The organism is Cupriavidus sp. WGlv3 (assembly GCF_023952475.1).
Classification (GTDB): Bacteria; Pseudomonadota; Gammaproteobacteria; order Burkholderiales; family Burkholderiaceae; genus Cupriavidus; species Cupriavidus phytorum.
The window spans coordinates 126,836-147,548 of the sequence record NZ_JALHRX010000016.1; the positions used below are offsets into that span (position 1 = coordinate 126,836).

Genomic DNA, 20,713 nt, shown 5'->3' on the forward strand with positions numbered 1-20,713 from the left:
CCTTGCGGCCTTGCTCCCCACCGATGGGTGGTGGCAAGGCCGTCGTGGCCGGTGGCGCCGGCGCCGCAGCGTTCATCCATGGTGGTAGCCACGCCTCATCCAGAAGCACTAGACCATGTGCGCGACGTGCCGGCAAATCTGCCGGATTGATTTCACAACCAACATTTCCGGGGCGCGTTTCATAATTGGAGCAGCACCATTGATGGCGTATTCCGGACACCCCTCATTAGGGTTATAAAATCGTCATATCCGGCAAAAGATAATAGAATCTGTTTCAGATTTGCAACCAATTTAATTCTGAATGTCACATCGATGAAACCACCGGGAACGGCGCCAGCGCGGCGTTTCCGGAACCTGCTAGGGCTAAATGCGATCTATTTGAAAGGATTATGAAGGTCCTTTCATTCCCTCCCTCATTCCACCCCGGACCCCCTTGCTTGCATTCCCACCCCCCAGCCCATAAGATGAATTCCAACTGATTTAGGAGTAACAAGCACCCGGGGTCGGGTTCGGGGTCATCCTTCCAGCCATGGGCAAGTTCCAGCCACAACAACGGAACCGCCCGGCATGGAAGCATGGGGGTCAGCCACAGAGCCAGCCACCAGTCACCAGCCATGGCGGTGACGGCGGTCCTGTCACGTCTTCCATACGCAAAGTGCCCCGCAGTCCGCCTCCCAGGTAAAAACGGGGAGTGAAGTCCATGAATGCGTTGCTGATCGAGGAGCACCCGCTGCTCCGGCTCGGGCTGTTGCAGATGCTCGAGAACATCCAGGAATCCGCGCAGGTGGCGGCCATTGCACCGGCGGATATGGCCAGGCTGGACGCCCGGCATCAAAACGCGGACCTGCTCGTGTTCGGCATGCCCGCCGACCCCGCGCCCGGCTGGGTGCTGCTGGACCAGGCCCGGCAGACGCTCGCGCCGCAACGCATCCTGATCCTGGCCGACACCCTGCCCTTGCATGTGCCCACCGCGGACAGCGCGCGCGGCATCTGCGGCTGCCTGCCCAAGTCCGCCTCGCTGGCGGTGATCGAGGCCGCCATCCGCATGGCCGTGTCGGGCGTACAGGGGCTGCTCTTCACTGCCGAGACCGGCACCCTGCCCTCGGCATCGCGCTCGGCGATGCCCGCCACGCAGTCACTCGCCTCGGCTGCGCCGCTGCCGCTCAGCGCCGCGCATCCGGCCCAACCGCCGGGGGAGCAGCTGGCGCTGGCGTCCTGCGCCAGCACCCCGCGCGCCGCCCTGCGTACCGCCGTGGCGCTGCGCGACCTGACCGAGCTGCGGCCTGGCCAGCCGCTGTCCGCACCGGCCCCGGCGGCGGTGTCGCCCACACCCGCTGCCATGCCGCTGACCGAGGAAGAACCCGGCTACGACGAGGCTGAGATGCTGAAGATCACGCCGCGCCAGTACGAGGTGCTGGTGCTGCTGGCGCGAGGCTATCCGATCAAGACCGTCAGCCGCATGCTCAACATCTCGGTGGCGACGGTGAAGAGCCACGCCTGCACGCTTTACCAGCGGCTCAAGGTGCGCAACAAGGGCGAAGCGGTCTACGCCGCCCTGCAGCGCGGCGCCACGCTGGAATGGGTCAGCGGCGACGAACGCATCACGCGCGAAACCAATGGCGCCGGAGTGGCGCCAAGGCGCAACGAACCGCCGTGCCAGGCGGTCAGGCCGGCGGTCTGAATGCCGGCCTGAAGGTTTGCCGCGCGCCGCGCCCGCACAGACGGGCCGGCGCCAACCCGGCGCTTGCCGGACGGGAGGGGTCATCATGCAAGCCAGCACGTTCTTGCCCAGCTTTTCCGTGTGCGTCAGCACGCGCGACCATCCGGACGGCCTGCGCCGGACCTTGCAGTCGATCGCGGCCTCGACCATGCCGCCGCACCAGCTGATCGTCTGCGACGACAGCAGCCACGACGCCACGCGCGCGCTGATGCGCGATGCCTACCCCGACATCCCCTGCCTGGACGGTCCCCGGCGCGGTGCCGCCGCCAGCCGCAACCGCCTGCTGCGCGCGGCCACTGGCACGCATGTGCTGTTTCTCGACGACCACGCCACGCTGGGGCCGACCTTTTTGCAGCAGATGGGCGAGCGCCTCGCCGACGACTTCATCTACCGGGTCGCCGCGGGCGGCAACGCCGACGCGCTGGTGCTGACCGGCACGGCGATGTGCGCGGGCCAATGCCTGCGTCCGCAGCGCGAGGATTTCCTCGGGCAGCCGTTGCGCCAGCCGCCGCGCCGTGCCGCGCGGGCGCGGCCGCTGTGCGCGGTGGTGCTGTCCAGCACGGTGTTCCCGCGCGCGCTGCTGGAGCGGCTGCCGTTCGACGAGTGCCTCGATGCCGACTACGACGTCGCCGACCTGACCGGACGCGCGGTCTATGGCTGCGGCTGCCGCATCGAGCTGATTCCGAGCGCGATCAACCAGCTGGAGGGCCAGCGGCCGCCGCCATGCGCCGGCAGCCCGACCGCCGATGCCGCGCGCATGGTCACCATGCTGCATCGCTACGGCCGCAGCCAGCACCGCCACGACAAGGCCGCGCTGTTCCTGATGCTGGCGCTGCCGCACAACCTGGGCCAGCACCTGCATCGCAGCGGCTGGCGCGGCGTGGCACCGTTCTGGGCCACCACGCGCCTGTTGTGGCAGCACTTGCGGCTTGCGCCCGGCCATGACGATGCCGCGGAACGCGCTGGCAGCGAGGTCACGACACCGATGCCGCGCACCTGATCCGTGGCAGTGGGCCCACACGGCAGGCCGCCGTTGTGTGGGGTAGCAGACGGTGCGGCGCCGCAGCGCGGCGCTACAGTCGCCCCACTTGCTAACGGATCAGAGCCATGGGCGCAAACGAGCTGGACACACTCGGTCACATCACCGCCACCGGCCCGGAACGGGCCGCGCCACGCGGGCGCAACGGCGTCCGGCGCGCGCTGATCACCGGCATCACCGGGCAGGACGGCTCATACCTGTGCGAACTGTTGCTGGGCAAGGGCTATGAAGTCCACGGCATCAAGCGGCGCAGCTCGCTGTTCAACACCGAGCGCATCGACCACCTGTACCAGGACCCGCAGGCGCAGGAGCGCCGGCTGATCCTGCACCACGGCGACATGACCGACACCGCCAGCCTGGTGCGCGTGGTGCAGCAATCGCAGCCGGACGAGATCTACAACCTCGCCGCGCAGAGCCATGTGCAGGTCTCGTTCGAAGAGCCCGAATACACCGCCAACACCGACGCCATCGGCACGCTGCGCCTGCTCGAGGCGATCCGCATCCTCGGCATGGAAAAGCTCACGCGCTTCTACCAGGCCTCCACCTCCGAACTCTACGGGCTGGTGCAGGAGATCCCGCAGAAGGAAACCACGCCGTTCTATCCGCGCAGCCCGTATGCCGCCGCCAAGCTCTATGCCTACTGGATCACGGTGAACTACCGCGAGGCCTATGGCATGTATGCCTGCAACGGCATCCTGTTCAACCATGAAAGCCCGGTGCGCGGCGAGACCTTCGTCACGCGCAAGATCACGCGCGCGATCGCGCGCATCGCGCTGGGCCTGCAGGAAACGCTGTACCTGGGCAACCTGTCGGCGCTGCGCGACTGGGGCCATGCGCGCGACTACGTCGAGATGCAGTGGCTGATGCTGCAGCAGCCGGCGGCCGAGGACTTCGTCATCGCCAGCGGCGAGCAGCACAGCGTGCGCGAGTTCGTGCAGCGCGCGGCGCGCGAGCTCGGCATCACCATCACCTTCCATGGCAGCGGCGTCGACGAGGTCGGCATCGTCGAGCATGTCGATCCCCCCGCGCGCGGCGGCATCGCGCCTGCGTGCAAGCCGGGCGAGATCGTGGTGCGGGTCGATCCGCGCTACTTCCGCCCGACCGAGGTCGAAACGCTGCTCGGCGACGCCAGCCGCGCGCGCGAGCGCCTGGGCTGGAGCCCGCGCATCAGCTTTACCGAACTGGTCCGGGAAATGATCGAAGCCGACTACGCCGCGGCGCGCCGCGACGCGCTGGTCAGGCTGGCCGGCTTCCAGGCCTTCAACCATCTTGAGTAGCCGCTGGCTCGGCCACCGCGAGGATCCCATGAAACAGGCCCTGGCAACGCGCCCGCGCATCTTCGTCGCCGGCCATCGCGGCATGGTCGGCTCGGCCATCGAGCGTGCGTTGCGCGTGCAGGGCGACGCCGACATCGTCACGCGCACGCACGCCGAGCTGGACCTGTGCGACCAGCGGCAGGTGCAGGCGTTCTTCACCAGCCAGCGCATCGACGCGGTCTACCTGGCCGCCGCGCGGGTGGGCGGCATCCATGCCAACCATACCTACCCGGCCGAGTTCATCCACCAGAACCTCGCCATCGCCACCAACGTGATCCATGCCGCCTGGCAGGCCGGCGTGCAGCGGCTGCTGTTTCTGGGATCGAGCTGCATCTACCCGCGCCTGGCGCCGCAGCCGATCCGTGAAGCCGCGCTGCTGACCGGCGCGCTGGAGCCGACCAACGCGCCCTACGCCATCGCCAAGATCGCCGGCATCATGCTGTGCGACAGCTACAACCGCCAGTACGGCACCGATTACCGCTGCGTGATGCCGACCAACCTCTATGGACCCGGCGACAACTACCACCCCGACAACAGCCATGTGATCCCGGGACTGGTGCGCCGCTTCCACGACGCCCGCCTGGCCGGCAGCGCGCGCGTGTCGGTGTGGGGCACCGGCAAGCCCTTGCGCGAATTCCTGCACGCGGACGACCTGGCGCGTGCCTGCCTGCATGTGATGGCACTGTCCGCGCCGGCCTACCGCGAGGCCGCGCCCGCGGGCTTCCTCAACGTCGGCAGCGACGACGAGGTCTCGATCGGCGCGCTGGCGGCACTGGTGGCGCAGGTCACCGGCTATCGCGGCGCCATTGCTTTCGAAACCGACAAGCCCGACGGCACGCCGCGCAAGCGGCTCGACAGCAGCGCCATCATGCGCACCGGCTGGCGCCCGCGCATTGCGCTGCGCGACGGCCTGCGCGGCGTCTACGAAGAGGCCTGCCGCGCCGGCACCTTGCCCGGCGGCATCGCGGCCGCGCTGGCCTGACCCAAGCGCGCGCGGAGCGGCCATGAAGATCCTGATCTACTGCCAGAACTACGCGCCCGAACTGACCGGCATCGGCAAGTACACCGGCGAGCAGGCGCAATGGCTGGCCGCGCGCGGGCACGAGGTGCGCGTGGTCTGCGCCCCGCCGTACTACCCCGCGTGGCGCGTCAGCGACGGCTACAGCGCGTGGCGCTATGCGCGCCATGCGAGCGAGGGGCACGGCGGCGTAACGGTCTACCGCGCGCCGCTGTGGGTGCCGCGTAAACCCTCCGGACTGCTGCGCATCCTGCACCTGATGAGCTTTGCGCTGAGCAGCGTGCCGTGCATGGCGGCGCAGCTGCGCTGGCGCCCTGACGTGATCTTCGCGGTCGAGCCCACGCTGATGTGCAGCCCGGCGGCGCTGCTGCTAGGCAGCTGCACGCGCGCCCGCACCTGGCTGCATGTGCAGGATCTCGAGGTCGATGCGGCATTCGCGCTGGGCGTGTTGCGCCATCCGCTGCTGCGCCGCCTGGCCACGCGCATGGAGCGCGCGCTGACCACGCGCTACCACCGCGTCTCCACCATCTCGCAGGCGATGGCGGACGCGCTGCGCGCCAAGGGCGTCAGCCCCGCGCGCCTGCAGCTGCTGCCCAACTGGGCCGACCTGCACGAGGCCCCGGCCGACGCGGCGCCGGCGTTCCGGCACGGCCTGGGCATACCCGCCGATGCAGTGGTCGCGCTGTACGCCGGCAACATGGGCAACAAGCAGGGCCTGGAAGTGCTGGCCGATGCCGCGCAGGCGCTGCAGGGCCACCCGCGCATCCACATGGTGCTGTGCGGCGACGGCAGCGGCCGCGCCGCGCTGCAGGCACGCTGCGCCGGCCTGGCGCGCGTGCATTTCCTGCCGCTGCAGCCGCAGGCGCAGTTCCACGCCATGATGGCGGCCGCGGACATGCACCTGCTGCCGCAGCGCGCCGATGCCGCCGACCTGGTGATGCCGTCCAAGCTCACCGGCATGCTGGCGAGCCGGCGCGCGGTCATTGCCACCGCGCAGCCCGATACCGAGCTGGGCCGCCTGGTGGCGCGCGTGGGCGTGCTGGTACCGCCCGGCGACGCCAGCGCGCTGGCGCACGCCATTGCCACCCTCGCCTGCCAGCCGCAGCGGCGCGCCATGCATGCCGCCGCGGGCCGCGCCTGGGCCGAAGCCCATCTCGGCCGCGACGCGGTGCTGGCGCAACTGGAATCCGCACTGCAGGCACTGGTATCGCCGCCTGCCGCGCAAGACGCCTCCGCGGTGGCCTGAGCGCCGCCGCGGCTAACGCAACGCCCAAGGGGGAACCCGCCATGAGTCCTGAGACCGCGACCACGCACCCCGCGCTGGTGCAACGCCTGATGCAAACCATCAAACCCCTGGTGCCCGCCTGGCTGCGCAACTACTACCACGTGCGCCGCGAGCAGCAGCATGACGCAAGCTACGGCGCCAAGCCGCCGGGCGAAGTGTTCTCGGACGTCTACCACAGCAGCCTGTGGGGCGAGGCCGACGAGCCGGGCTTCTTCAGCGGCACCGGCTCGCACGATCCGCGCATCGTCGAGCCCTATGCCGAGGCGGTCACCGCGCTGCTGCGCGAGCTGCCGCGCAAGCCCGACGTGGTCGACCTGGGCTGCGGCGACTTCCATATCGGCAGCCACATCCGCCCGGCCTGCGGGCGCTATGTGGCCTGCGACGTGGTGGCGCCGCTGATCGCGTCCAACCGTGCGCGCTACGCCCATCTCGACGTGGATTTCCGCTGCCTCGACATTGCCGGCGACGAGCTGCCCGCCGGCGACGTGGTGTTCCTGCGTCAGGTGCTGCAGCACCTGGACAACGACAGGATCGCGCGCGTGCTGGCCAAGCTGCACCGCTACCAGGTGCTGGTGCTGACCGAACACCTGCCGCTGGCGCCGGACTTTCCGCCCAACGCCAAGAAGCGGCTGGGGGCCTCGACGCGGCTGGCGCGCATGGTGCCGAGCGGCGTGGTCTTGACCGCGCCGCCGTTCAACCTGAAGCCGGTGCACAGCCGCGTGCTGTGCGCGGTGCGCGAAGGCGCGGGCGTGATCCAGACCGTCGCCTACACCCTGCATTGAGCCGGCGCCCGCGCAACGATTGCGTTGTGCGGGCCTGCCCCCCCCTCCGGTCTTTCCTGATCCCGACGGGTCTCAGCTGGCCTCGGCCTCCGCCGTCGCAGTGGCCGAGGCCGGGGCCAGCGCGGCCAGGTAGATGGCCTCGTACTGGTCCAGCGCGCGTTCCGCGGAGAAATGCCGCACCCACGCCAGCGAGTCGGCGCAGAGCTGGTCGAGCCGCGCCTGCGGCCACGACAGCAACTCCAGCAGCACGCCCACGTTGCACCGGGCCCAGGCCTGCGCCTGGTCCGGTTCCATCGGCTCCATCAGCAGCGCCAGCCCGCCGCCGATCTCCTGCATCGGCGCCCGCGCCGTGGTCAGCACCGGGATGCCGCACGCCATGGCCTCGATCACGGGCCAGCCGAAGCCCTCTTCCAGGCTCGGGAACAGCAGCACCGCGGCAAGCGCATAGGCGGCGTGCACGGCCGCGGTGGACATGCCCTCCAGGAAGCGCACCTTGCCGCCCAGCCGCTCCGCGCTGGCGGCCAGCTCGCGCATGGCGGGGGTCGGCTCGGGGCCGATCATCCACAGCGGGCGCGGCGCCGCGGCGGCACCGGTGCCGCCGCCCGCATGGCTGGCCTCGCAATAGGCCAGGTACAGCGCCAGCACGCCTTCGCGGTTCTTGTACCACTGGTTGCCGCCGATATGGACCAGCATGCCGGGCTCGATTTTGTCGATGCCGGCGGCGCGCAGCCGGCGCTTGGCGACATCCGGCGCGAGCGGGCGGAACGGGTAGTTGAGGCCGTTGTGCACCACCCGCACGCGCGGCGTCGGGCCCGGATGCAGGCGCAGCAGGTCGTGCGCGGTCTTCTCCGACACCGCGACAAAGTTCCGCCCCAGCCCGATGCCGCGCAGGATCAGCGCCTGGTAGAGCCGCCCGCTGGCCGACAGCTGGCGCCCGGGAAACTCGCCTGCGGCGGTGCGCTGCGCGATGAAGTCGTGACAGTGGATCACATGCGGGCGCCGGTGCAGCAGCCACATCCACATGCCGAGCGAATGGTCGGTCAGCACCACCAGCGCGCCCGCGCCCTCGCGCCGCAGCCGCCACCAGGCCCACGCTGGGAACAGCATGTACTGGTCGACGTAGCCGAGCCACTTGCGCAGACCGGGGCGCGTCGACAGCCGCACCAGCACGGCGGGCGGGGTCCACAGCTGGGCCTCGTGGCCGCGCTCGCGCATGCCCTCGACGATCATGGCCGCGAAGCGGTCCATGCTGTGGCTGCCGAAAAAGACGGGATGACCGAACAGGATGAGCCTCATATTGCTTTTCTTCGCGGATCGATGTGGATGCCCGGTGGGGATGCCCAGTAGGTTGCGTGGCTCGCCGCCTGCCGCTAGCGCGGGTGTCGTCGCCGCGGCCGCGCGCGCTTGTTCGCGCCCGCCAGCCGCCCCTGCCGCTCCAGCCGCGTGACCGCCATGGTGAAGCCGACAAAGAGAAAGCCCAGCACGTTGGCGGTCAGCTGGCCGATCAGCGACCACGTCAGCAGGCACAGCGTGCTCACCAGCCACAGCAGGATGGCAAAGCAGTTGCCGCTGCGACGCGCCGCGCCGATCGCAAGCCACATGCCGGCCCCGCACACGGCGAACTTCAGCGCCACGTACAGGTAGCCCAGCAGGCCGGCCTCCTCGATGGTGCGCCCGGTCTCGGTCTCGGACAGCATGAAGGTGATTTCGCCGCGCTCGAGGTAGCTGGCCAGGTTGCTGCCGCGCCCGAGCCCCGCGCCCAGCAGGGTCGGCCTGGCATAGGCCTCGCTCTCGCCCAGGAACATGGTGCCGACGCGGTCGCCGAAGTCTTCGTCTTCCGCGGCATCGTGGAAGCGCTGCACCGTGCTTTCGACGGACTCGCTGAACACCACCATGCCGACGGCTCCCATCAGCACCGCCGCGCCGACCCAGACCAGCACGCGGCGCTTGGCCACGGCGCGCCCGAACATCAGGGTGCACAGCGCCGCCACCGCGAACAGGCCCGGCAGCAGCAGCACGGTGGCGCGCGAACCGCTGACCAGCACGCTGACCAGCAGGCTGCCCAGCACCACCAGCGCATACAGCCAGTGCCGCTTGCCGTCGCCGCCAAGCACGTATTGCAATGCGATCGGCATGGTGATCGCCAGGAAGGTGGTGTAGCCCAGCGTGAACGAGAACGTGCCAGTGGTGCGCACGATGTCGCCGACCATCATGAAAACCCGGTCTTCGTCGCCGTCGACCTGCCGGTTCAGGAAGCTGCCGGGCGGCAGGAAGTGCTGCATCACCACCAGCGGCGCCATCAGCACCATCAGCACCAGCGTGGTCTTGCAGATCGCGGCAACGTCCTCGGGCTCGAGCATCAGCGCCGCGGCCACGCCGAACCACACATAGAGCAGCCAGAAGCGCAGCCCGACCAGCATGATGGCGAGGGTGCCGTCGCCGGCGATGGTCTGCACCAGCCCCCACGCCAGCACCAGCGCGCTCCACAGCAGCAGCAGCCGCATCGCCGGCCGCGCCGGCGTAAAGCCGCCATAGCGCATGGCGTAGTAGACGCCATAGACCGCCAGCAGGTCGCGCAGCAGCACCAGCGGCAGGCTCAGCGAACCCGCTATCCACTTGCGCGCCGCGCCTTCCAGGACGGCCACCAGGAACACCAGCAGGAACACGGTGCCGAAGGTGGTGCGGGCCTGCCGGCGGATGCGCGAGCGCGCCGGCGGCGCCAGGGGTGCGGCGGAGTGGCTCAGCATAGCGTCGCGATGGTTGCGACCGCGGCGCGGCGATACCTGGCCCAGGTGTACTTCTCCCCGGCCAGGCTCGCGTACGGGCGCGCCTCGTCCAGGCTGGCGCGCACCGTGGCAAGCTCCAGCATGCGGTCATACAAGGATTGCGCGCTGACCTGGACGACCCAGCCCGCGCGCGGGAATTCCTGCAGGATCTCCTTGGCCCCGACCCGCTCCGACACCAGCGCCGGTGTGCCGCAGGCAAGCGCCTCGGCCACCACCATGCCGAACGAATCGAAGCGCGACGGCAGCACCAGGCAATCGGCGTCGGCCAGCTCCTGGTACAGCGCCGACTGCGGCAGTGCGCCAAGCAGCGTGACCCCGGGGGTCGACGCCAGTGCTGCGGCCAGCGCGGGCTCGGCGCCACCGCCGGCCACCGCGAGCTCGGCCTCGGGCACGCGCGCGCGCACCATGGCGAAGGCCTGCTGCAGCAGGTCGACCGCCTTGAGCGTGGTCAGCCCGCCGGCGTACAGGAAGCGCGTGCCGGCGCGCGTGCGCCGGCGCTGCACGTTGCCGGGCAGGCTGGCGCCGAGCAGGATCGGCCTGAGCTTGGCGTCCGGCACGCCGGCCTGCGTGTAGGTCTGGGCGGCGAATTCGGAGCAGGTGATGACCAGGTCCGCCAGCTCCACCTCGCGGTCCTTGCGCGCGTCGATGCAGGCCAGGTAGGGGTCGGGCTGCAGCCCCAGCAGGGCCGCCGCAGTGGCGCGATGCACCGCCGGCGCGTCGAGCACGCAGCGCGCGCCGATACGGCGCGCCGCCTCGAAGGTCTGCATCGCCGAATTCTCGTAGGCCACCACCACGTCGGGGCGCAGCGCCTCGACGCGTCGCGCCGCCCAGGCATCGAACAGGTGGAACACACGGTGCGCATAGGCCGACTGCGACATGCGCAGATAGCGGTTGAGTCCGACGCGGCGATGCAGCCCGAGCTTGAGCATGGCCGGAAAGCACAGCGGATGGCGGCGCAGCGCCTGCGGGATACCGACCTCGCGCACCTTGGCGCCGAGCGCGGGCGGCAGCCACCACGGCACCGGCTCGCCCGGCCCGCGCACCGGCACGCCGGACCAGTACTGGCACAGCAGCCCCTGCTCGTGGAGCGCCTGCGCCATCTGGTGCGAATGCTGCAGGCCGGGGTGGGTGACCAGGACCTTCATGGGCGGCCCCCGTCGACGCTCAGCACCGGCGGCGGCAGCAGCCGCCCGGCGCGGATCGCGCCCGCCAGCTCGCACAGCACCGCGGCGCCAAGCCCGGAAGCCAGGCCGGCCTCGAACCACAGCACGCCGCGCAGCGTGGACAGGTCGAGCAGGTGGGGCGCGACCAGGCACCAGGCGATCACCACCGGCACCTGCATGTAGTTGAAGTGGTTCAGGCCGCGGTTGGCCAGCAGTTCCCAGGCCACGCCGGCAATGCTGTAGGCGCCGGCGCCCAGGCAGGCGATCACCAGTTCGGAAGTCAGGCCGGCGTAGTTGGCGCCGACCAGGCGCAGCAGCAGCTCGGGCCACAGCCAGGCCAGCAGCACCAGCGTGCCGGCCGGCAGCGAACCCAGCAGCAGCCAGCCCAGGTACTGGCGCAGCACGTGCTCGCGCGCCTGCGCGAAGCGCGGCACGACATAGGCGCCCACCACGATGCTGACCGGTACCAGCAACTGGCCGATGCGCGACAGCGCGCCAATCGCCGCGGTCTGGCTGACGGCGCCGTAGAACGCGACGATGGCGAAGGCGAACTGCGACTGCAGGCAATAGAACGCATCCATGGGAATCTGGCGGCGCGTGATGGCGCGGATCGAGCGCTGGTCCTCGGCCACCGGCTCGGCCGCCTGCGCCGGCAGTTCGCGGCGCAGCCAGCGGCGCACGAACGGCACGCGCAGGCCGGCGAAGAGCGTGTTGACCAGGCTGGCGGCCAGCGCGCTCTGCAGCCCCAGCACGTAGACGCCCCATGACAGCAGCAGCCGCGCCCCCGACAGGCCGGCATCGAGCACCTGTAGCGCCGGCGCGCGGTTGGCGAACAGCAGCACCTGGTCCACCACGCGCGATTGCATGTCGAAATACCACATCGTCAGCAGCGTCAGCAGCAAGGCGGCAATCAACGCCAGCGACGCGTGGTTGCGGTACATCAGCACGCCGGCGACGATCAGCAGCGGCGGCAGCAGGAAGGCCGAGATCCGCTTGCGCTGCGCCAGCGCGGCGCGCGTAGCCTGCGCCGCGCGCTCGCGGTCGGGCCAGGTGCGCCCCAGGATGGCATTCAGCCCGAAATGGATGCCGCCCTTGGTGACGATCGACATGGCGCCGACGATGGCGCCGGTGACGGTATAGATCGCGTAGTCGCCGACGCTGAGCCAGTGCGCCAGCAGCAGGCCGGTGATGGCGCCGAGTCCCTGCGACAGCACCGCGAAGACGAAGATGCGCAGCGCTTTCATGGCGTGCCGCCCGGCGTGACGCTGGTGGCGGCGGCATCGGCGGCCGGCGCCAGCACCGGCCGCTCGCTCAGGATGTCCAGCAGCCGCTGCGCGCTCTGGCGCACCTCGAAGCGTCGCTGGAAGCAAGCTTGCGCCTGCCCCCGCATGCGCGCCTGCGCGCTGGGATCGGCCTGCAGCCACTGGCGCAGGCACGCGCCGGTGCCCTCTGCAGTATCGGCGCCGGCCAGTCCGGCGCCATCGGCAACGATTTCGCGCCAGATATTGACCTTGTCCGAAATCAGCACCGGCACGCCGCAGCCCAGCGCCTCGGCCACGGCCACGCCAAAGTTCTCCTGGTGCGACGGCAGGGTGAAGACTTCGGCCGCGTGATAGGCGCCCCACTTCAGGTCGCCCGACAGCATGCCGGTCCAGCTGAGCCGCTGCGCCAGCCCAAGGCGTTCGGCCTGGCGCACCAGCCGCTCGCGCAGCGCCGCCTCCACCGGCCCTGCCAGCACCAGCTGCAGCCGCGGGTCGGCATCGGCCACGCCGGCAAAGGCTTCGACCAGCAGGTCGCAGCCCTTCTTCTCGTGTATACGCCCCAGGAACAGCACGATGCGCTTGCCGCGCAGTGCCGGAAACGCGGCGAGGAAGCCCTCGCGCAACGGCACAGCCGCGGTGGGTGGTTGCGCGGTGCCGTATCCGGCCACCAGCTCGCGGCAGCGATAGGGCCAGAACGCGTTGCGCGAACGCCGCTGCTCTTCCTCGCAGGTGAACAGCACCGCGCGCGCGCCGCGCAGCACCCAGTAGTCACCCAGCAGCCAGTACAGGCTCTTCTTGACGTGCTTGAGCGGATAGCGTTCGCGGAACCACGGATCGAGCATGCCGTGGGTATAGACGAAGTACGGCACCTCGCTGCCGCGCAGCGCGAGGCAGGTGGCGAGCGCATGGAACTGCCACAGGCCTTCGACCAGCACTGCGTCGTAGTCGGCCGCATGGGTGCGCAGCCACGCCAGCATCCCGGGATTGAAGCCGTATTTGCTCGAGGTCGGGCCCAGTGCGACCACGTTCATCTCGCTGGCGCGCACGAACGGTGCGTCGGGGGCATCGCCGCAGCAGACGTCGATCTCGGCGCCGCGTTCGCGCAGCGGCTGGCGCAATTGGCGGATGCCTTCGATGGGCCCGCCCCCGGCGGGGTCGATGGAGGGTATGACGTGCAGCAATTTCATGGTGCAGTGCGATCTCCGGAATGCGCGCGTCGTGCCCGCTGTGTGCCTGGCACTGGTCCCCCGGCTGGCGCCATTGGCAAGCGGGGCCATACGTCCTCGTGCCCGCAGCATGAGCCAGCGCGGCCGCGGCCTCTGTTCGCTGCCACACACCCGCGCCGGCCCGTGCCGGCGCCGCCAGGCCAATGTGGACCAGCGCACCGAGCCGGCCCCCGCAGCGCACCAGAATGGCCTGCACCGGCGCCATCCGCATGGCGCGCACCTGATCCCTGCCATGCCGATTCCGATCCTGATGTACCACCAGATCGACGCGCCGCCGCCACGCCGCTCGCCCGGGCGCGGGCTGTGGGTGCCGCCCGCGCGCTTTCGCCGCCAGATGCGGCTGATGCACCGGCTTGGCTATCGCGGCCTGAGCATGCGCGACCTGATGCCGTACCTGCACGGCGAGCGCAGCGGCAAGGTGTTCGGCATCACCTTCGACGACGGCTTCCGCAACGTGTTCGAGCACGCCATGCCCGCGCTGGACGCGCTCGGCTTCACCGCCACCAATTACTTTGTCTCGCGCCAGCTGTCGGGCAGCAATGTCTGGGACCGCGACCTGGGCATCCGCCCGGCGGCGCTGATGAGCGTGGCGCAGATGCGCGCATGGCACCAGGGCGGCCATGAGGTCGGCTCGCATACGCTGGACCATGTCGACCTGCGCCGCATGGCGCCGCACGAGGCGCGCCGGCAGATCGCCGCGTCCAAGGACGAGCTGGAACAGTGGCTAGGCGTGCCGGTGACGGCCTTCTGCTATCCCTACGGCAGCCAGGATGCCGCGCACCGGGAAATGGTGCGCGAGGCCGGCTACGCCAACGCCACCATCACGGCGCGCGGGCTGGCCTGCGCCAGCGACGACCCGTTCGGCCTGCCCCGCGTGAGCGTCTACTGCGCCACCGGCATGCTCGGCTTCCTGCGCAAATGCCTGACCGCGCACGAAGACCGCTGGCGCGAAGCCTAGCGGCCCGCTTCTGAACCCTGCTGCTCGGTGTTGAACGGTACGGGCTCGCGCGGCTCGCTGGGATGCTGCGTGAAGCGCGCGATGGCCTCGGCATAGCGCTGCGCCACCGCCTTGCGTTCATGCTCGCGCAGGAACTGGCGCGTGCCGGCTTCGTCCCGGCGCGACGCGCCGGCCAGCACGGCGGCCATGGCCGCATGCAGCGGCCCGGGCGCCGGCTCGACCACCCAGCCGAAGTCGCCGACCGCTTCGGGCAGGCCGCCGCGCTGGCTGACGATCACTTCGCAGCCCGCCGCCAGGCCTTCCAGCGCGACGATGCCAAACGACTCATAACCCAGCGACGGCGCCACCAGGCATCGATGCCGACCCAGCAGCGCCGCCACGCCGGCGGCGCACCGGCAGCCGGCAAAGTGCACCGCGGCCGCACAGCCAAGCCCGTCGGCCAGCCGCGCCAGGGCCTCGCGCTCGGGCCCGTCACCGACGATGGTCAGGCGCGCATGCGGGTGGTGAGCGTGCAGGCGCGCGAAGCTGCGCACCAGCACGTCCACGCCTTTTTCGGATACCAGCCGCCCGACGAAGATGAAGCTTCCCGGCGGCCGCGCGTCAGCTGGCGGCGCCGCCGCGAACAGTTCGTCGCGATAGCCGTTGTGGATCACCAGCGGCGGGCCCGGCAGCCAGCCGGCCAGGTAGTGGCTGACGCAGATGCCGTCGTAAAAGCGCGACAGCCAGCGCTTGATCGGACCGGTCCAGGTGCCGCGCTTGTGGCCATGGACCACGTAGGGGCCGTGGTGCGTCAGCACGATACGCCGGCGCAGCGCGCTGGCCAGCATCACGTCGTAAAAGGTCAGGCCGACGAACAGCACGCGCCGGTGGCGCAGCATGGCGCGCGCCAGCTGCAGCTTGCCGCTGACCCGGGTCACGGCGAACGGGAAGGGGGTGGTGTCGCCCGGCGCGGCCGGCGTGCGCGTGGCCACCTCGACGGGATAGCCCAGTTCCGTCAGCCCGCTCGCCAACTCCTCGGCGAACCGCTCCATGCCGCCGATCAACGGATGGAAGGGGGCACTGTAGATCAGGATACTGGGCAGCGGCGCAGGGGTCTCGCGCAGCTGCAAGGGTTGCATCATCGCGTCATGGCTCCGGTGGCGCAGCGGGCAAGCACGTCTGTGCACGCTGTGTCCTGCCTGCAGCATGCGCCAGCGCCGGGTGCCGCTCCGTGCGCTGGCGCACCTGCGTGGAGCGTGATGGCGGCCGCGGCAAGTCCGACGGTCTCTCGCCCGGCTTCTGTGGCGCGGCGCACCGATGCACGGCACGGCTTCGCGCGAGCATCGCCGCAATGCCTGCCGTCCCGGGAACGCTCCATATGATCATTCAGCACACCCACCGCACCTCCGGCCCGTCGTTTTCGCTGTCCAACCGTGTGCGTCGGCAGCTATGGAACTGGGTATGGCTGTGGCTGTTCCGCCCCAGCCTGCGCCCGATGCATGCCTGGCGCGCCGCGTTGCTGCGGCTGTTCGGCGCACGCCTCGGCCGCGATGCGCGGGTCTACCCCGCAGCGCGGATCTGGGCGCCGTGGAACCTGGTGATGGGCGAGCACACCGCCGTCGCCGACGGCGTGACCCTCTACAACATCAGTCCGATCACGCTCGGCGACTACGCCATCGTGTCACAAGGCTCGCACCTGTGCACGGGCTCGCACGATTACAACAGCGAAACCTTCCAGCTGATCGCCTCGCCGATCACGCTGGAACGCCATGTGTGGGTGTGCGCCGAAGCGTTCATCTCGCCAGGCGTGACCTTGCCCGAAGGCGCGGTGATTGCGCCGCGCACGGTGGTCACCAAACCGCTGCGCGATGCGTGGACGGTGTATGGCGGCACGCCCGCGCGGCCCATCGGCCAGCGCCGTCCGCAGCCATGAGCCAGCGTCGCGCTGCATGCCCCGCGGCGCATTCGACCAGTGCGCGGCAGGCCACCCAAGGCGCCCGCGGCAGTGTGCGAGAGCGCACCGATTCACGCTACCCACCGCCCTAGGCTGGGAGCATCGGGGGCCTGCCGTCCCAGCGCAGGCGCGTCCCAATGTGCAGGAGCAATGTCGTGGAAACCAGTCAATGCCGCACCGCTTGCCTCACCCACCCCACCCGCCAGCCGCGCCGGCGCTTGCTGCCCGGCCTGTGCGTGCTCGGCGCCGCCGTGCTGCTGGGCGGCTGCGCCGCGTCGCCGGGGATGCACTTCAGCCCGACCGCGAACGTCGACGCCGTCGGGCCGGACGCCAAGCCGGACATCACCCCCATCACCATGGACCTGGTGCGCGAGCTGCGTGCGAAGAGCAAGCCCACCAATGACCGCGTCGAAGAACTGTTCGCCACGCCCAAGCCCTACGTGATCGGCCCCGGCGACATCATCTCGGTGGTGGTGTGGGACCACCCGGAACTGGTGTTCCCGACCCAGACCTACAGCATCGGCGCGGGCTTCGAGGTCCCCGCGTCCACCGGCGGCTCCAACATGCCGGGCTATGTGGTCAGCCCCAATGGCGACATCCAGTTCCCGTATGCCGGCGTGATGAAGGTCTCCGGCAAGACCGCCAACCAGGTGCGCGACGAAATGGCGCGCGTGCTCTCGCGCGTGGTGCGCAACCCGCAGATGACGGTGCGCGTGCTGGGCTTCCGCAGCCAGCGCGTCTATGTCGACGGCGAGGTCCGCACCCCCGGCATGCTCGCCATCGACGACGCGCCGATGACCCTGGTCGAGGCACTGAACCGCGCCGGCGGCGTGCTCAACAACACCGGCGACAACAGCCGCGTGCGCGTGACCCGTGGCGAGCGCAGCTGGTACGTGAACATTCCCGCGATGCTGGCCAAGGGCGTCGACCCGTCACGCATCCTGCTGCGCTCGGGTGACATCGTGCGCGTCGAGCAGCGCGAGGACAGCAAGGTCTTCGTCACCGGCGAAGTGGTCAGGCCGACCTCGCTGCTGATGCGCAACGGGCGCATGACGCTGAACGAGGCGCTCGGCGACGCCGGCGGCGTGAACCCCAACTCCGCCAACGCCGAGCAGATCTACGTGATCCGCAAGACCGCCACCGATGCACCCAAGGTGTTCCACCTCGACGGCACCTCGCCGGTGGCGCTGGCGATTGCTGAAGGCTTCGAGCTGGAGCCCAAGGACGTGGTCTACGTGGACGCCCGCGAAGTGGTGCGGTGGAGCCGCGTCATGACCCTGGTGGTGAGCCCGCTGGTGGGTGTCAACAGTCTCGCTACCCGACCTTGAGCCATGCTGCAGGCGCCGCCCCTGATTTCCGATGAAGCCGCGATGATCCGCTCGATCCTGGTGGTGTGCCTGGGCAACCGCTGCCGCAGCCCGATGGCCGCCGACCTGCTGCGCCAGGCCTTGCCCGACTGCCGCATCAGCTCGGCCGGGCTGGCGCCGCCGGTCGGCGCCGGCGCCGATCCGCGCGTGATCCGGCTGCTGGCCAGGGACGGGCTGGACCTGGGCGCGCATCGCGCGCGCGAGCTCGACGACGACATGGTCGACGGCGCCGACCTGGTGCTGGTGATGGACAGCGAACAGCGCGAATGGCTGGAGCAGCGCTTCCCGCGCGCGCGCGGCAAGACCTTCCGCCTGTGCGAGGCCGCGCAGGCGGATATTCCCGATCCCTACGGCGGCTCGCAGGCGATGTTCCTGATCGTGCTGGGGCTGATCCGCGAGGGCGTGCAGGCATGGACGGCACAGATTCAATCCGAAGCACAGGCAACCCGCTACGGGGAGGCAACATGAGCAACATCAAGAACCTGCGTGACTACGAGGCCCAGGCCGCGGAAGGCGATGAGCCGTCGTCGGACCTGACTTCGTATGTCGACGTGCTGATCCGTTACCGCTGGACCTTCCTCGCGGTCGCCGCGGCGGTGATGGCCGTGGGCCTGCTGTTCGCGTTGCTGTCCAAGCCGGTCTACCGCGCCGACATCCTGGTGCAGGTAGAAGACCAGAACACCGGCAACGTCAACAATACCAACAAGCCCACCGCCACGGTGTCGCCGGTCTACGACGCCAGGCCGGCTCCTTCGACCGAGATCGAGCTGCTGCGCTCGCGCATGGTGGTAGGCAAGGCGGTCGACGCCCTGCAGCTCGACATCTCCGCGTCGCCATACTATTTCCCGGTAGTCGGCGCGGCCGTGGCCGGCTTCAACCGCGAGCTGTCGCAGCCGGGGCTGTTCGGCAAGGGCGGTTATGCCTGGGGCAGCGAAGCGATCGCGGTATCGCGCCTGGAGGTGCCGCCCGCGATGGAGCGCCGGCTGATCACGGTAACCGCAATGGGTAACGACAAGTACCGCCTGGCCTTTGCCAGCGACGATGCCGTGGCCGAAGGCAGCGTCGGCGTGCCGCTGACGGTGGCGACCCGCAGCGGCAAGGTCACGATCGAGGTGAGCCAGCTCGAAGGCCGTCCCGGCGCGGTGTTCCATGTCTCCCGCGTGCCGCGCGCAGTGGCCATTGCCGACCTGCAGAGCCAGTTGATGATCACCGAGCGCGGCAAGCAGAGCGGCGTGATCGGCGTGGCGTTGGAGGGCACTTCGGCCGAGAAGACCGCCGCCATCCTGAACGAGATCGGCAACGAGTATGTCGAGCAGAACCTGCGCCGCAAGGCCGCCGAGGCCGAGAAGTCGCTGGCCTTCCTGGAAGCGCAGCTGCCGCAGCTCAAGCAGCAGCTGGAAAGCGCCGAGTCGCGCTACAACGCCATGCGCAACCAGCGCGGCACCATCGACCTGAATGAAGAATCGCGGCTGGTGCTGGCGCAGTCCGTGGCTGCCCAGACCAAGCTGGCGGACCTGCGCCAGCGGCGCCAGGAACTGATTGCGCGCTTCACGCCCAACCATCCGGCAATCGAGATCATGGACAAGCAGATCGCCGATGTGAACGCCGAGATCGGCACCGTCGGCGGCAAGATCCAGCGCCTGCCGGATATCGAGCAGAACGTGCTGCGGCTGATGCGCGATGTCCGGGTCAGCACCGAGATGTACCAGTCGCTGCTGAACGACGTGCAGCAACTCAGGCTGGTCAAGGCCAGCAAGATCGGCACGGCGCGGCTGGTGGACCCGGCCGAGGTGCCGATCCGCCCGGTCAAGCCCAACCGCAAGCTGATCGCCGCGGCCTCGGTGCTGCTGGGCCTGCTGGCCGGCATCGCGGTGGTGGTGCTGCGCCGGCTGTTCGACGGCGGTGTCGCCGACGCGGACGAGATCGAGCGCGAGACCGGCATGACGGTGTACGCGACGGTGCCCTACAGCGCGGCGCAGTCGCGCCTGCGCGGCGGGCCCGATATCGACAAGCTGCTCGCCAGGCGCCTGCCGGACGACCCGGCGGTGGAAAGCCTGCGCAGCTTCCGCACCTCGCTGCAGTTTGCGCTGCTCAACAGCGACAGCAACAACGTGGTGGTGATCACCGGGCCGGCGCCGGAAGTGGGCAAGTCGTTCATCTCGGCCAACTTCGCCACGGTGCTGGCCACCGCCGGCCGTCGCGTGGTGCTGGTCGACGCCGACCTGCGCCGCGGCGGGCTCAACCACCATTTCGGCAAGCCGCGCGTTCCGGGACTGACCGAACTGCTGACCGGCACGCCGCTGGAGCAGGTGCTGCAGCGCGACGTGGTGCCGGGACTCGACTTCATCGCCACCGGCTCGGAACCGCCGCTGGCCGCCGACCTGCTGCAGACGCGCGGCATGGATACGCTGCTGGCCACGCTCCGTAACCGCTACGACGTGGTGCTGCTCGATACCCCGCCGGTGCTGGCCACATCCGACGCCGGCGTGCTGGCAACCAAGGCCGGGGCCGTGTTCCTCGTGGCGCGGGCCGATGCCAGCACGGCATCAGAACTTAAAGCCACGCGGCGTGCGATCGTGCAGGCGGGGAGTGATATCAAGGGGGTGATTTTCAATGGCCTGAAGGTGGAGGGACGGTGGTATCGGGCGCATTATCACTTTGGGAAGTATCGGTATATGAATCAGTATGGGGGGGCTAGTTCTAAGAGGGCTTGAGGCCATGGGGTTGGTTGTTGCTCTCATTCTTTTGAGTTGGTCGCTGTTGGTGACATGCTGTCGGCTGTTGAACCGCGTGGTTCCGCCCTCCTGGGCGGGTCACTTTTTGGCCGAGCGCCAAAAAGTAACCAAAAAGCGCGTTTA

The 20,713-nt window shown here is 69.7% G+C and carries 17 protein-coding genes; 11 read left to right on the forward strand and 6 right to left on the reverse strand.

Going from position 1 to position 20,713, the window contains the following annotated elements:
- Positions 1–700 precede the first annotated feature (700 nt).
- From MKD38_RS23270 to MKD38_RS23295, 6 genes are all read left to right on the forward strand, one after another.
- Entirely contained in the window at positions 701–1,681 is a 981-nt protein-coding gene (locus tag MKD38_RS23270) for a helix-turn-helix transcriptional regulator (RefSeq protein WP_252680460.1), read from the forward strand.
- Between the two features lie 85 nt (positions 1,682–1,766).
- Positions 1,767–2,720 (forward strand): glycosyltransferase family 2 protein, encoded by a 954-nt coding sequence (locus MKD38_RS23275; RefSeq protein WP_252680462.1) that lies wholly within the window; start codon positions 1,767–1,769, stop codon positions 2,718–2,720.
- Between the two features lie 107 nt (positions 2,721–2,827).
- The gene (gene gmd, locus MKD38_RS23280) at positions 2,828–4,036 is read left to right on the forward strand and encodes a GDP-mannose 4,6-dehydratase (RefSeq protein ID WP_252680464.1); all 1,209 of its coding nucleotides are present in this window, start codon (positions 2,828–2,830) and stop codon (positions 4,034–4,036) included.
- 28 nt (positions 4,037–4,064) lie between these two features.
- Positions 4,065–5,057, forward strand: coding sequence for a GDP-L-fucose synthase family protein (locus MKD38_RS23285; protein ID WP_252680467.1), 993 nt, complete (start codon positions 4,065–4,067; stop codon positions 5,055–5,057).
- Positions 5,058–5,079: 22 nt separating this feature from the next.
- Positions 5,080–6,339, forward strand: a complete 1,260-nt coding sequence (locus tag MKD38_RS23290; RefSeq protein WP_252680468.1) for a glycosyltransferase WbuB — start codon at positions 5,080–5,082, stop codon at positions 6,337–6,339.
- Between the two features lie 41 nt (positions 6,340–6,380).
- Positions 6,381–7,160: a class I SAM-dependent methyltransferase gene (locus MKD38_RS23295; protein ID WP_252680470.1), complete on the forward strand. Its 780-nt coding sequence runs from the start codon at positions 6,381–6,383 to the stop codon at positions 7,158–7,160.
- Positions 7,161–7,232: 72 nt separating this feature from the next.
- On the opposite strand, the gene MKD38_RS23300 is transcribed toward MKD38_RS23295, so the two are convergent.
- The 5 genes from MKD38_RS23300 to MKD38_RS23320 all read right to left on the reverse strand — a co-directional run bounded on the left by MKD38_RS23300 (position 7,233) and on the right by MKD38_RS23320 (position 13,558).
- Entirely contained in the window at positions 7,233–8,456 is a 1,224-nt protein-coding gene (locus MKD38_RS23300) for a glycosyltransferase (RefSeq protein WP_252680472.1), read from the reverse strand.
- A gap of 74 nt (positions 8,457–8,530) precedes the next feature.
- Positions 8,531–9,907 carry a hypothetical protein gene (locus tag MKD38_RS23305; protein ID WP_252680474.1) on the reverse strand — a complete coding sequence of 459 codons (1,377 nt, stop codon included), beginning with the start codon at positions 9,905–9,907 and terminating at the stop codon, positions 8,531–8,533.
- The gene (locus MKD38_RS23310) at positions 9,901–11,091 is read right to left on the reverse strand and encodes a glycosyltransferase (RefSeq protein WP_252680476.1); all 1,191 of its coding nucleotides are present in this window, start codon (positions 11,089–11,091) and stop codon (positions 9,901–9,903) included. The genes MKD38_RS23305 and MKD38_RS23310 overlap by 7 nt, the downstream gene beginning before the upstream one ends.
- The gene (locus tag MKD38_RS23315; RefSeq protein WP_252680478.1) at positions 11,088–12,353 is read right to left on the reverse strand and encodes a hypothetical protein; all 1,266 of its coding nucleotides are present in this window, start codon (positions 12,351–12,353) and stop codon (positions 11,088–11,090) included. Before MKD38_RS23315 ends, MKD38_RS23310 begins: the two co-directional genes overlap by 4 nt.
- Positions 12,350–13,558: a glycosyltransferase gene (locus MKD38_RS23320; protein WP_252680480.1), complete on the reverse strand. Its 1,209-nt coding sequence runs from the start codon at positions 13,556–13,558 to the stop codon at positions 12,350–12,352. Before MKD38_RS23320 ends, MKD38_RS23315 begins: the two co-directional genes overlap by 4 nt.
- 271 nt (positions 13,559–13,829) lie before the next feature.
- Here MKD38_RS23320 and MKD38_RS23325 point away from each other — a divergent pair, with 271 nt between their 5' ends.
- Entirely contained in the window at positions 13,830–14,555 is a 726-nt protein-coding gene (locus MKD38_RS23325) for a polysaccharide deacetylase family protein (RefSeq protein WP_252680501.1), read from the forward strand.
- Here the strand turns inward: MKD38_RS23325 and MKD38_RS23330 are convergent.
- A complete protein-coding gene (locus MKD38_RS23330; RefSeq protein WP_252680482.1) occupies positions 14,552–15,676 on the reverse strand; it encodes a glycosyltransferase family 4 protein in 1,125 nt (374 codons plus the stop codon). The genes MKD38_RS23325 and MKD38_RS23330 overlap by 4 nt on opposite strands.
- A gap of 236 nt (positions 15,677–15,912) precedes the next feature.
- Here MKD38_RS23330 and MKD38_RS23335 point away from each other — a divergent pair, with 236 nt between their 5' ends.
- The 4 genes from MKD38_RS23335 to MKD38_RS23350 all read left to right on the forward strand — a co-directional run bounded on the left by MKD38_RS23335 (position 15,913) and on the right by MKD38_RS23350 (position 20,569).
- Entirely contained in the window at positions 15,913–16,467 is a 555-nt protein-coding gene (locus MKD38_RS23335; RefSeq protein ID WP_092314884.1) for an LbetaH domain-containing protein, read from the forward strand.
- 176 nt (positions 16,468–16,643) lie between these two features.
- Complete coding sequence (locus MKD38_RS23340; protein WP_252680484.1) at positions 16,644–17,816, forward strand: polysaccharide biosynthesis/export family protein; 1,173 nt, start codon at positions 16,644–16,646, stop codon at positions 17,814–17,816.
- Between the two features lie 3 nt (positions 17,817–17,819).
- Positions 17,820–18,323, forward strand: a complete 504-nt coding sequence (locus MKD38_RS23345; protein ID WP_252680486.1) for a low molecular weight protein-tyrosine-phosphatase — start codon at positions 17,820–17,822, stop codon at positions 18,321–18,323.
- The gene (locus tag MKD38_RS23350; RefSeq protein WP_252680488.1) at positions 18,320–20,569 is read left to right on the forward strand and encodes a polysaccharide biosynthesis tyrosine autokinase; all 2,250 of its coding nucleotides are present in this window, start codon (positions 18,320–18,322) and stop codon (positions 20,567–20,569) included. The genes MKD38_RS23345 and MKD38_RS23350 overlap by 4 nt, the downstream gene beginning before the upstream one ends.
- The last annotated feature ends 144 nt before the right edge of the window (positions 20,570–20,713 follow it).